We start from the raw sequence: 12,843 nt of genomic DNA, 5'->3' as shown, positions 1-12,843 counted from the left end.
GGGGCGGGGTCCATTTGGATTCCGCCCCTCTTTAATGGAGGGCATTGATCATGCGAATTGGAGGCATTGAAGCAGGCGGAACAAAATTTGTCTGCGGCTACGGAACAACAGACGGAACGATTGAACACATGACTTCCTTTGCAACAGGAAACCCAATTGAAACATGCCGGCAAGTGATCGATTACTTTACAAAGCATCCTGTCGATGCCATTGGCATTGGGGCATTCGGGCCTGTCGATGTAAAAGAACAAAGCCCAAGCTATGGGACGATTTTAGATACACCAAAAACAGCCTGGCGCCAATTCCCTTTCCTCTCAACCTTAAAACAAGCCCTTGGGCTCCCGATGAAGCTTGATACCGATGTGAACTGTGCAGCACTCGGAGAAGCCCGCTTTTCGGTCGAAGCACAAAAGCCTGCTTCTTTGGTTTACATCACAGTTGGAACAGGAATAGGCGGCGGTGCCTATATTGAACACCGCCTCATTCACGGATTGTTGCATCCAGAAATGGGTCATATCACCGTTCAGCGGCATCCTTATGATTCCTACGGAGGCTGCTGCCCAATACATCACGACTGTTTAGAGGGACTGGCATCTGGACCTGCCATAGAAGGACGCTATCATACACTGGCGCAAATGCTGCCAGAGGAGCATCCTGCCTGGTCACTTCATGCCTACTATCTCGGGCAGATGACCGCCAATTTATTACTCACTCTTTCACCTGAACGCATCATTCTCGGCGGAGGTGTGATGAAACAGCCCGCTATGCTGCCGCTCATTCTTGATGAAACAGAAAAGCGGCTTGGCGGCTATTTGAAACTGCCAAAGCCTTTAAATGAAATTATCACCAAGCCATCCTTTGATGGATTATCTGGTTTAATGGGCGCAATCGCTCTTGGTACTGATGCCTTACAGGCGCAAGGAGCCGCGCAATGATGATGACGGCAGATCCTCGAACCTATCAGCTGATTCAACGGCTATTTGAAACGAAGGGGTTCGTGAAGCTGGAGGAGCTCACTGCCTCTTTTCGCTTATCTGACCGCTCCATCCGCAATTTAATCAAAGAAGCAAATGAACAACTAAAGGAAGCTGGAGCCAAGATTAAAACGATCCGCGGAAAGGGATACACCCTATTAACAAGTGACCAAGACGCCTTCCTGCTTTGGCTTCATCAACAGAAGCTTCCTGCCCGCTCTCTCGTCCCCGTCATGCCAGAAGAGCGTGTACGATTTATGATGAGAAAGCTATTGCTTCAACCGGATTACTTAAAAATTGACCAGCTGGCTGAAGAACTGTTTATCAGCCGCATGACGGTCAGCAGTGATTTAAAAAAAGGACGAGAGCTGTTAGCCCGTTACGGCATGACCCTTGTGTCAAAGCCTGGTTTTGGCTTAAAGATTGAGGGAGACGAGCTGCAAAAAAGAACATGCTATGCAGACTTACTCCTTGAGGAAGAGCCTGCACTTTCTCATATCACCGAGCGGGAGCAGCTCCATTTTCCTGATATTTCTCTTGAAACCATTCGATCTATTGTCTTGACGAACCTGCATCAAGAGTCATTGCTCATTAAAGACATTGCCTTAAAAAACTTAGTCATTCACTTAGCGATTGCGATTCAGCAGACACGAAAAAACCAGCGGATATCCGCCAGCACCACTCGTACACAAAGATCGCAAGTCTTAATGAGAATTGCCCAAAAGATCATACAGCAGGTAAGTGACACCTTTCACGTCATCTTATCAGAGGATGAAACAGATTACTTAGTGATGCATCTTTTGGCGAATCAAACGTGGAAAGAAGCCGCCCAGCATCAGACGACAGTGGAAGTTCAGCAGGCGGTTGCGGTCTTTCTACAGCACATTGAGAAAACAAGCGGCCACCGCTTTGCAGATGACAACATCCTGCAGCAAGACTTGATGCTTCATATGAAGCCATTATTAAATCGAATCCAATATGGCGTATCCTTACAAAATCCGCTTTTGCATGAGATCAAAGCGTCCTATCCTTACCCGTTTGATTTGGCTGTCAGCGGACTGAATGCCTTACAGCTGGTACGGACGCCAAATGAAGACGAGGCGGCATATGTTGCCCTGCATATCGCTGCTTCATTTGAAAGAAGTCAGCTCGATACCTCGCAAAAAAAGAAAGCCATTATCGTGTGCGGGTCTGGACTAGGGACGGCAAGACTGCTTGAAATTAAATTGAAGGCAGCCTTTCAGCACGAACTGGAAATCGTCGAGCTGTATTCCTATCAGGATTATCTCATGAGCACCACCCTGCCCTGTGATGTCATCATTACAACCGTCCCACTCGCATCAAAGGGAAAACCCGTGATTCAGGTCAGCGCTTTTTTTGAACATCATGATGTACAGCGGGTAAATGAGGTCATTCATTTATTAAATGGACATGGGACTCCCTCTAAAGAGCTGATGGCATTTTTTCAAGAACGATTGACCTTAATGAATGCTGACCTATCCAGCAAGGACGAGGTATTAGACACACTATGCAGCCGTTTAGAGAAGCATCAGCTAGTATCGCCTTCTTTTCGGTCCTCGGTGCTTGAGCGGGAGCAAATGTCGTCTACCTATCTTGGCAGAGGAATGGCTATGCCGCACCCGCTCATCACAAATGAAGGCACCTCCTGCGTAGCCATCGCACACTTAAAACAGCCAATTGACTGGCAGGGAGATGAAGTATCACTTGTCTTTTTATTAGCCATTCATAAGGATGACGCAGCCTGCATGAATCAATTCTTTGAACAAGCCGTCGATTTACTGGACAATCCAAACCGCATTCACTCCTTGAAGCAAGCAAACACATTTGTTGAGTTGATGGATGCGTTGTTTCAATAAGATAGAACAAAGGCCGCCCAGTTAATGAGGCGGCCTTCGTGTTATTTAGAATATGGATCATCAATCGTATATGACATTTTTTCCTTCTTCACTTAATTTCTTCAAAGAGCTCAGCATATGTTCAATTTCTTCATCAGAATGTCTTTCCCATGAACCTAATTCTGCGACTATTTTCAAAGGGGACTTCGATCGATAAGAACGTGTTGGATTGCCGGGAAATTTTTTGTCAGTCAAATTCGGATCATTTTCAAACTCGCCTAACGGTTCTACAAGATATATTCTCTCTTTCGCATCTGACCTTGCTAACTCAGCACCCCATTTGGCCGCATTTAATGTTCCAGTGAAATAGATATGGTTTGATTTTTTATCCTGAAAATTGGATAAATACAGCGGTTCAAGCAGATCTCCAATCTTCAATTCTGCTTTCGTCCCATGAAAAAATGGGCCAGGATCTAAAACCTGCTCATTGTCATTCATACAGCCGCACCCCTTATCGTTTTTGACTTGCGTATAACAGTATACGGCCTGATCTGGGCGGAAAACAGTCTGTAAATGAGATTGTATTCGCGGTATAATAATAGTAGAGAGCAAGATGTGTTTGGATCTAAAAAAATGGAAACTTCTCATTAACACCAACAAGTACAAAAACAAGAATACCTTCCACAGCTGATAGAGTCACAATCACACCATGGTTCATTGGGTATTCCTTTGCAATTAATTTCTGACCTATATAATTCAAAGCATAAACAATGAAAAACAATAAGAAAAACAGAAAAAGAATCGTCATCATATAAACAGACCCTCTCTTATAATGGATATTAAACCAAATTTTACAATATATAATTAGACTATCATTTTAGAACAACTCGAACAATATGATTTTGCTAATAGAGTGAATGAAGAAAAAAAGCCAGCCACCCGCATAAGGTGATTGGCTTTTTTATCTGTTACTCCCCGATGTTCTCTCCATTTTGCTGAATCAAGGTTTCGTACCAATAAGAGCTCTTTTTACGAATTCGTTTGAGGTCTTTTAGGTCAAATTCGTCGCGGTTGACGTAGATGAATCCGTAGCGCTTGGAGCATCCTTGGTGTGTGCTGATTAGATCGATTGCAGACCACGGGCAGTATCCGAAGACATCGACTCCGTCTGTGATCGCCCATTTGATTTGTTCGATATGCTTTTCTAAATAGTCAATTCGATAATCATCCTGAATCGAACCATCTTCTTCTAACTTGTCGAAAGCACCCAATCCGTTTTCTGTAATAATAAGCGGCAGCTGATAGCGGTCATAAATCTCGCGCATCGTTGAACGGAAGCCGACAGGGTCAATCTCCCAGCCAAACGCATTTTTACTTAAGAACGGGTTGTTGCCGCCTTTGTATACGCCATCTTCACCAGATTTTAAATGCTGATCTCCGCCGCGTGCAAATTCATCGTTGCCATCTCCTTTACTCGCTTCAACCGTTTGAGATGTGTAGTAGTTAAAGGCAATGAAGTCTGGCTTCGCACTTTTCAAAATATCCATATCTCCCTCTTCAATAACAGGAAGAATGTCTTTTTCTTTCATGTATGCCCAAGCAAGGTTGTTATAACGGCCGAAGACTGCCATATCAAGATACAGCCAGTTGCGGATCGCATTGTAATTCGCCGCAGCAAGCACATCCTCAGGCTTTGGAGATGCCGGATAAATGAGCGCAATATTTGGTGCTGGTCCAATTTTCGCTTCAGGCAGCAAACGATGACAAAGCGTCATGGTTTTCGCCTGAGCTACGAGCATATGGTGGTTCTGCTGATACAGTTCTTTTTTTGGATTTTCTAAATTTGGATCAAGTGTACCGAGCGCCGATCCATGTAAGATCATCATGTTTTGTTCATTAATGGTCAGCCAATAGTTTACCTTCTGGCCATATTCCTTAAAGAGAACCTCTGCATAACGTTCAAACGCATCTACTGTCGCACGATTTGACCAACCGCCTTTTACTTGAAGCGCATGAGGCAGATCAAAATGATACATTGTCACGATTGGTTCAATGTCATAGCGGCGCAATTCATCGATGAGAGAATGATAGAATTCAATCCCCTTTTGATTGATCTCCCCATCTCCATCTGGAATGATCCGTGTCCATGCAATAGAGAAGCGATAAGCCTTTAAACCCATTTCTGCAAACATCTTCACATCCTCTTTATAGCGGTGATAGTGATCGCTTGCGACTTTAAAATCCGTTGTCCCTTCAGGGTAACTTGCTCTCATATCAATGACAGAAGGCCCCTTGCCATCCTCGTTCCACGCACCTTCTACTTGATAGGCGGAAGTAGATCCGCCCCAGAAAAAGTCCTTTGGAAATGGTGCTAGTGTTGAATATCTCATAATTTCTTCCTCCTCTTGATTAAACGAGATGTAAAAATGATTGTCCTGGTGTGATTTGTTTTACTTCTGTTTCTATGATATCGCTAAACTCACCGGAATTGGTAATAATCACTGGTGTTGTGACGGAAAGGCCGGAAGCTTGGATGGCTTCAATATCAAATTCTGCAAGCAGTTCACCTTCTGTGATGATTTGCCCCTGTACGACCTTCGGGGCAAAATGCTGACCGCCTAATTGGACGGTATCCAGTCCAATGTGAATGAGCACTTCTGCTCCGCTTTCAGAGGTAAGGCCGTACGCATGGCCTGTTGGGAACACCGTTGTCACGACTCCTGATACTGGTGCAAACAGCTTGCCTTCTGATGGAATGATGGCTGCACCCTTTCCTAGTGCACCAGATGAGAATGCCTTATCCTGCACTTCCTCCAGCTTGATCACCTCGCCTTTTAAAGGACTCTTCACATGAGCTGCTTTGACCCCATGTTCGTTTTCCATTGTTGGTGCGGAAATCGGTGCTGGCGTGTCATCTTCATCTACTGGATCCTTAAATCCAATCAAATAAGTCAAGACGATGGATAGAACAAACGAGACCGAGATTCCGATGATGAACCCTGTAAAGCCTTGTCCGTAGAAAATCGGAAGTGTCAGTAAACTTGGAAGCCCTGACGCAATCGCAATACTTTGTGAATAACCGATGATCGCACCGCCGACACCGGCAGAGAGAACGGCTGCAATAAATGGTTTTTTCAAACGAAGCGTGACCCCGTATACAGCTGGCTCTGTAATCCCAAACACGGCAGAAACCGCTGTCGATCCAGCCAATGATTTCAGTTTTTTATTCTTTGTTTTCAGCATAACACCGATTGAGGCACCGGCTTGTGAGAATACAGCTGGCGCAGTAGCCGGCTTGATATGATCTTTTCCATGGACGGCGATATTATTTAAAATCACTGGCACTAGACCCCAGTGGATACCGAAGATCACGAGAACCTGCCATGCCATCGCAATTAAAGCACCTGCAAGTGTAGGACTAAAGGAGAATATTTTCAGCAAGACAGCTGCAATGCCGTTCCCTGCATACACACCAAATGGGCCGAATACAATGAGTGTCAGCGGAACAACCGTGACAAGTAAAATCAGTGGTGTAATAAAGTTTTTGACACTTTCATGAATGACTTTATTAAAGAAACGTTCGATATACCCCATGACAAACACTGCCAAAATGATTGGAATAACCGTCGATGTATAAGACATTAAGACGACCGGAATACCGAAGAAAGTCACATCTCCGCCGCCTTTTGACAACTCTTGAATGGTTGGGTAAATGAGTGCACCAGCAATCGTCACAGCGACAAATGGATTCGCTCTAAACTTCCTCGCCGAAGTGAATGCGAGCAGTAATGGCAGGAAGTAGAACAAGCTGTCAGACGCAGCAAATAAAATTTGGTACGACGTATCTTCAGGTGATAACCATTTCGCATTGATACAGATACCTAATAGACCTTTTAAAATACCAGCACCCGCCATGACACCGAGAAGTGGTGTGAAAATACCAGAGACAATGTCGACGAATTTTCCGAAAAGGCTTGTACTCTCTCCACCTGATTTTGCAGATGAAGAAGTGGAATCCTCTAATAGATTCGTAAACTCCCCAATTTCTCGATAAACCTCTGGTACTGTATTGCCAATGACTACTTGAAATTGGCCGCCGCTTTCCATGACGGTTACAACACCATTTAATTTTTCAATGGCTGCTTTGTCTGCTTTTGATCGGTCATGTAATGTGAAGCGAAGTCTTGTAGCGCAATGGACCAGTGAATGAACGTTTTTCTCTGTGCCAATGTGTTTGATAATGTCTTCTGCTAATTGACGATAACTCATACAAAAACCCCCTTTTTTTCAAAAAAATACGTTTTTGGGCAAAATAAAAACCTAAACGGGCACCAAAAATAGTCGCAACTTGCCATTGCGCTTTTTCAGTGAACGTTTAGGTTTTGCCTGCCGAACAGTCACAATCCTCTAAGACGATCATTGTGAAACCGTATTCTTTTATGTTTATGAGCAAATAGTACCACTCAGCTTTTCTCATGTCAACGCTTTCTTTTAAAACTACCTTTATTTTTCTCGTTTGATCAATCGATTCAAATGAATAGATAGATACAGCATCTCCTCTGATGTGAGATCTCGGTGATAGGTTTGATAGACATATTCTGCGATTTTCTTTGCACATTCGTATGCCTTCGGATATTTTACCTTGATTAGCTGATACAAGTCATGATCTTCGCTGACAAGCATTGTTTCGTTCATCAGACGCTGGACGAAAAAGCGTAAATGCGTGAGAAAACGATAAAAGTTGAGCGAATCTTCATCAAATTCCATATTGAGATGATATTTCACAATGGTGAGAATGGCGTTTACTTCTTTTGTGATATTGACCGTTGTATTCATGTCCTCATTGAGCTCTGCATTAATGATATGCATAGCAATAAAGCCTGCTTCATCCTCAGGCAATTCAATATGTAGACGCTCTTCAATCATCTCAAGGCAGTCCTTTGCCACAAGAAATTCATCTTTGTATAAGCGTTTAATTTCCCAAATGAGCGAATTCTCAATGAGGTGATTTTTCTTCAATCGTTCGATGGCGTAATGAATATGGTCTGCGAGTGATACATGCAGACTTTCGTTTAATCTTCGGTTCAGCTTTGTATGTGCATATTGAATCATTTCTTCGGTTACCTTGACCACATCATACGGAACCTCCAGAAGCAGCATTTTCATCCGCTCATGAACGGAATGATCCTCTAGTCGAAAGACTTTATCGATTAACGACTCGTCTACCGGGTCCCCAGGTCGCCGCTTGAACGCGATACCTCTCCCCATGACGACGATTTCTTTCCCTTGTTCATCTATCACACTAATGACATTATTGTTTAGAACTTTTTGTATCTGCAACCCCAAACACCTCCGTCTATGAACCACAATCTTCTCTCAAAATATGCTCTCATCTTAACATAACTGTCAAATCACTTGGTGTTTTTATCTGACTTTTGCAATAGATTTCACCATAATTCTCCCCCGTCATAGCTGGTCTGATCCTTCAATTGCCTGCATACAATACTCCGAGGAGGTGACCTTCAGTGAAGGCTTTTTTCTGGTCTGCATCATTTTTATTCATGCTTCTATTCACACTCGTTTTTCTAGGAATCGTGTTTTGGCTTAGTGGACAAGGCATGGATCAGCTTTGGAAGTATGTGCTCATCTCATTTGTCACAGCAGCCGTTTTGCGCGGTGTCACCACTTGGCTAAGGCAGCACGTGATGCATCATTTATCAAAATAAAACGGCTGCCCGCGATATTCAGGCAGCCGTTCCTTTATTCTTTGGATGATGCGGCTTCTTGCTGAGAAGTACGCAGCTCATCATTAATTTTTTTCGCATCCTTTAGAAATTCTGTTTCAAATCCACTTTTGAGTGCCCACATATAAAATAGCAAGGCAACCACTGTAATAAGTGCCATGTCCCAGCCATAATGAATGACGTTATAGCCGCCGAATTTGTCACTGCCAAGGCAGGAAATCGTCATCATCACAAGCAAGTACACGACCATCCAAGCACCCGCCTTAAAGTTGCGGCCGAAGCCTTTCCACTTCGCTTTTGCTTGATAGTAAAAATAGATCGGAAGACCGATGAGGATAATGAACAGCACCTGACCTGTTAACGGCCACCTCGCCCAATACAGCGTTAATGAGGCAAAGACAAAGCCGAGAGGAGCAATGATGCTGAGTCCTTTTATTCGAAGCGGACGATATAAATCTGTCCCTGTCTTTCTCAGTGTCATAACGGTCACTGGACCTGTCAAATAAGAAATGAGCGTCGCAACTGAAATGATTTCTGCAAGTACACCCCAGCCTCTAAATAAAAACAGAAAGATAAACGATACGGCTAAGTTAAAAAACATCGCTGGACGAGGCACACCGTAAATAGGGTGCAGACGGCCAAGCACGCTTGGCATGTATTTGTTTTTTTCCATTCCATAAATCATACGGGACGTCGTCGCCGTATACGTAATCCCTGTACCAGAAGGTGATACAAAAGCATCTGCATATAAAATCAGAACCAGCCAGTTAATCCCAAGCGCAATGGCAAGGTCAGCAAATGGCGAGTTAAAATTCAAATGGCCCCATCCATTCACAATCATGGACGGATTGACAGCACCGATAAAGGCGATTTGTAAAAGCACATAAATTAAAGTCGCAATCAAAATGGATCCAACAATGGCGATCGGAATCGATCGGCCTGGATTTTTCGCTTCACCTGCCATATTAATCGGGCTTTGGAAGCCATTGAAGGCAAACACAATCCCTGATGTCGCAACAGCTGTCAGCACACTCGCCCAGCCGTTAGGGGCAATACTTGTTCCAGAAGTAAAATTCTCACTATGAAAACCTACGAATAAGAGCGCACCAATTGTTAATCCTGGAATGACAATTTTAAACACAGTAATGAATGTATTCGCTTTTGAAAATAACCCAACTGTCCAATAATTGAGCAGAAAGTAAATCACAAGAAGTACACTGGCGACCATGAGCCCTTCTGTCGTCAAAACCCCTTTTGTGACCAAATGGCTTGTCCACTTTGCCCACTCCCAAGGCCATGAGCTCATATACTGGACAGAAGCCACCGCCTCAACAGGAATGACGGAGACAATAGCGATCCAGTTTGCCCAAGCAGCAATAAACCCGATAAAAGAGCCGTGTGAATATTGCGTATATTTCACCATTCCGCCTGCCTCTGGAAACATCGATCCGAGTTCACTATAAGACAAAGCGATAAATAAAATCACGACCATCCCAATCAACCAGGACAAAATAGCAGCAGGGCCGGCAATTTGAGCGGCACGCCAAGCACCGAAAAGCCATCCTGAACCAATGATTGAGCCAAGACCTACCATCATTAAAGCGAAAGTTCCCATTCTACGATGCAAATGATTCATGTTCATAACACCTTTCGATTAAATTACAAAGCATGTGCCCAAGTAAGCGTCTTTCTTACTTGCAGCTCACTTTTCATTCAATTGACAAATATTTCTTCAACTAAATCTTTACCCTTGTTCATTTTTTCGCCTGTTTTATTATCTCTCAATTCTCTATTTTCTGAAATAGTCGAACATGCTTATTTCTAAAGAAAGCGCTTTTTCAACGATTCAATCTATTAGACTGAATAACTACCTTTACCCTTATTTTGAAAAAAACAAAACAAAAAAAAGAAAGAGGAAATGAATCCCTCTTTCTTCTGAACCCTCTCGTGTATAGAAAAAAAGGATAAAGGGGGTCCCTCTATCCTTGTGAGATTGCTTGTTCTTTTTCAATCACAGCTAGTCTTTCTTGCACTTCTTCTTCAGACAGATTGTGCTGTTTCACATAAAGGTTACGTTCACTTGTACGGCATTCATGGCTGCAGCTGCGCATATACTTATGCTCGCTCTCTTCTGTTGCAATCATTTTGCGGTTGCATGCAGGGTTTGCACAGTTCACATAACGCTCGCAAGGCTCACCGGTGAAGAAATCTTTTCCGACAACTACATGCTCTGTTTGATTCACTGGCACTGTTAAGCGGGTATCAAACACATAGCATTGACCATCCCATAGCTTTCCTTGAACTTCTGGGTCTTTTCCGTACGTGACAATTCCGCCGTCAAGCTGAGAGACATCTTCAAAGCCTTCACGCTTTAACCAGCCTGAGAATTTCTCACAGCGTACGCCGCCTGTGCAATACGTCAGGATTTTTTTCCCTTCAAGAATCTCTTTATTGTCACGAATCCACTCAGGTAATTCGCGGAATGTCTCGATATCAGGACGTACTGCCCCTCTAAAGTGGCCGACATCAAACTCGTAATCATTACGTGCATCAATCACAACGGTATCAGGTGATTGCATTTGCTCGTAAAATTCAACCGGGCTGAGATGTTTACCTGTTAATTCTAACGGATTCACGTCATCTTCAAGGCTAAGATTCACTAGTTCATTCCGATGGCGGACGTGCATTTTTTTAAACGCATGACCATCTGCTTCGTCAATTTTGATCGGCATAGACGCAAAGCGCGGATCTTCTTTTAACGCTTGCATGTACTTGTCCGTTTGCTCAATGGTACCAGAAACAGTTCCGTTCAAGCCTTCTGCTGACACAAGGATACGGCCTAACAAACCAAGCTCCTTACAGAATGCTAGATGCTCTGCTGTAAACGTCTCTGGGTCCTCAATGGGGACATATTGATAGTAAAGTAAGACACGATATTGTTTTTCCATATATATAAACACCTCTTAAATTTAATCAAAACATACCGTTCTTTATCATACAGGAAATACATACCTAAAGGCAATGTCAGCGGCTCAATTCCATAAAACGGAAGGGTCTTTCTCCTCATATTATCGATTGTTTGACAGAACTTTCTGTAAAATGAGATGATTTATGAAATATGATGTTGTAAAGGAGCAGAACGCAATGATCCAGCCAGAAGATATCGTCAGAAGCGGCCCAAACCAATTTATTTCTCAAAAAGGGATTTATCATGAACTCGATTCACTTGTTTCTCCATCCTTCCAGTCGCCCGCTGTACTGACGGGACACGATTCATTTCATGCTTTTTCAGCGTACACAAAGCTTCCACCTCATTGGCCTGTTGTTCAGCACAAAGGATACAGTTCACCAAATGCGATCACACGAATTGCTGAAGAACTGAAAGGGGCAGATGTGATGATTGGGATTGGAGGCGGCACGATTTTAGACACCGCCAAGTCAGTAGCAGAAGCTCTTCAAATTGAAGTGATCATGGTTCCAACCATCCCAGGGACATGTGCTGCATCTACACCGCTTAGCGTCATTTATGATGACAAGGGGAATTTCATGAGAGTCGATTATCATAAACGGTCCAGCTACCTCACGCTCATTGATCATACATTTTTGCTTTCTTCTCCTCTTTCCTACCTTCAAAGTGGGATTGGAGATACGCTGGCCAAATGGTATGAAGCGGAAGCCATTATTCGAAACGCAAAGGATTCCTTACCGCTCATGGTGCATGCTGCACTAAAACAGGCGGTATACGTGAGAGATATTCTTGTTTCTCATAGCGAAGAAGCTGTCCACAGCTTACAAACGGGTCAGCTTTCGCAAGCATTTGCGGATGTAACGGATACCATTATTACATTAGCCGGCACGGTCGGCGGGTACGGGGGACGCTACGGCAGAATGGCAGGAGCTCACGCCATCCATAACGGATTGACATTTATTGAAGAAACGCATCACGTATTACATGGTCAAAAAGTGGCCTATGGCATTCTTGTTCAGCTTGCCGCAGAAAATCGAATGAGCGAAGTAGAAGAATTACTTGAGCTTTATGAAACACTCGGATTACCTAAAAATATGCGTGAGCTTGGCATCACAGCCCAGCTGGAAGAAGCCGCAAAAACAGTGGCAAGCCATGCTGCACGTGCAGACGAAACTTTTTGCTTGATTGGAGACTATTCCAAAGAGCAAATTGCCGACGCCATTCAAGACATTGATAACGTATCAGCCTCGAAAAACCGTTAAATAAAAAAAGCACAGGCATCTCACCTGTGCTTTTCTTTC

The 12,843-nt window shown here is 43.6% G+C and carries 10 protein-coding genes; 4 read left to right on the top strand and 6 right to left on the bottom strand.

Features of this window, described 5'->3' with window-relative positions:
• Window positions 1–50: 50 nt before the first annotated feature.
• Window positions 51–935: an ROK family protein gene (locus C6348_RS12305; RefSeq protein WP_106043301.1), complete on the top strand. Its 885-nt coding sequence runs from the start codon at window positions 51–53 to the stop codon at window positions 933–935.
• A complete protein-coding gene (locus C6348_RS12300; protein WP_106043299.1) occupies window positions 932–2,851 on the top strand; it encodes a BglG family transcription antiterminator in 1,920 nt (639 codons plus the stop codon). The genes C6348_RS12305 and C6348_RS12300 overlap by 4 nt, the downstream gene beginning before the upstream one ends.
• 60 nt (window positions 2,852–2,911) lie before the next feature.
• Here C6348_RS12300 and arr read toward each other — a convergent pair whose 3' ends face one another.
• The 4 genes from arr to licT all read right to left on the bottom strand — a co-directional run bounded on the left by arr (window position 2,912) and on the right by licT (window position 8,170).
• A complete protein-coding gene (gene arr, locus C6348_RS12295) occupies window positions 2,912–3,328 on the bottom strand; it encodes an NAD(+)--rifampin ADP-ribosyltransferase (protein WP_034664337.1) in 417 nt (138 codons plus the stop codon).
• Between the two features lie 470 nt (window positions 3,329–3,798).
• The gene (locus tag C6348_RS12285) at window positions 3,799–5,220 is read right to left on the bottom strand and encodes a glycoside hydrolase family 1 protein (RefSeq protein ID WP_106043295.1); all 1,422 of its coding nucleotides are present in this window, start codon (window positions 5,218–5,220) and stop codon (window positions 3,799–3,801) included.
• A 19-nt stretch (window positions 5,221–5,239) separates the two neighbouring features.
• Window positions 5,240–7,099 carry a beta-glucoside-specific PTS transporter subunit IIABC gene (locus C6348_RS12280; protein ID WP_106043293.1) on the bottom strand — a complete coding sequence of 620 codons (1,860 nt, stop codon included), beginning with the start codon at window positions 7,097–7,099 and terminating at the stop codon, window positions 5,240–5,242.
• 234 nt (window positions 7,100–7,333) lie between these two features.
• Window positions 7,334–8,170: a BglG family transcription antiterminator LicT gene (licT, locus tag C6348_RS12275; protein WP_034664343.1), complete on the bottom strand. Its 837-nt coding sequence runs from the start codon at window positions 8,168–8,170 to the stop codon at window positions 7,334–7,336.
• 185 nt (window positions 8,171–8,355) lie between these two features.
• Here licT and C6348_RS12270 point away from each other — a divergent pair, with 185 nt between their 5' ends.
• Window positions 8,356–8,556, top strand: coding sequence for a hypothetical protein (locus C6348_RS12270; protein ID WP_106043292.1), 201 nt, complete (start codon window positions 8,356–8,358; stop codon window positions 8,554–8,556).
• Between the two features lie 34 nt (window positions 8,557–8,590).
• On the opposite strand, the gene aimA is transcribed toward C6348_RS12270, so the two are convergent.
• Both aimA and trhO read right to left on the bottom strand, forming a co-directional pair.
• Window positions 8,591–10,210, bottom strand: a complete 1,620-nt coding sequence (gene aimA / locus C6348_RS12265; RefSeq protein ID WP_106037042.1) for a glutamate/serine transporter AimA — start codon at window positions 10,208–10,210, stop codon at window positions 8,591–8,593.
• Window positions 10,211–10,553: 343 nt separating this feature from the next.
• Window positions 10,554–11,522, bottom strand: coding sequence for an oxygen-dependent tRNA uridine(34) hydroxylase TrhO (gene trhO, locus C6348_RS12260; RefSeq protein ID WP_060595437.1), 969 nt, complete (start codon window positions 11,520–11,522; stop codon window positions 10,554–10,556).
• Window positions 11,523–11,721: 199 nt separating this feature from the next.
• Between trhO and C6348_RS12255 the strand changes: the two genes are divergently transcribed.
• Window positions 11,722–12,804 carry an iron-containing alcohol dehydrogenase family protein gene (locus C6348_RS12255; RefSeq protein ID WP_106043527.1) on the top strand — a complete coding sequence of 361 codons (1,083 nt, stop codon included), beginning with the start codon at window positions 11,722–11,724 and terminating at the stop codon, window positions 12,802–12,804.
• Window positions 12,805–12,843: the final 39 nt, after the last annotated feature.

The organism is Bacillus sp. YBWC18 (assembly GCF_002998775.1).
GTDB lineage: Bacteria > Bacillota > Bacilli > Bacillales > Bacillaceae > Bacillus.
Note: the sequence above shows the minus strand (reverse complement) of the source record. Positions and strands in the feature narration are given on the sequence as shown.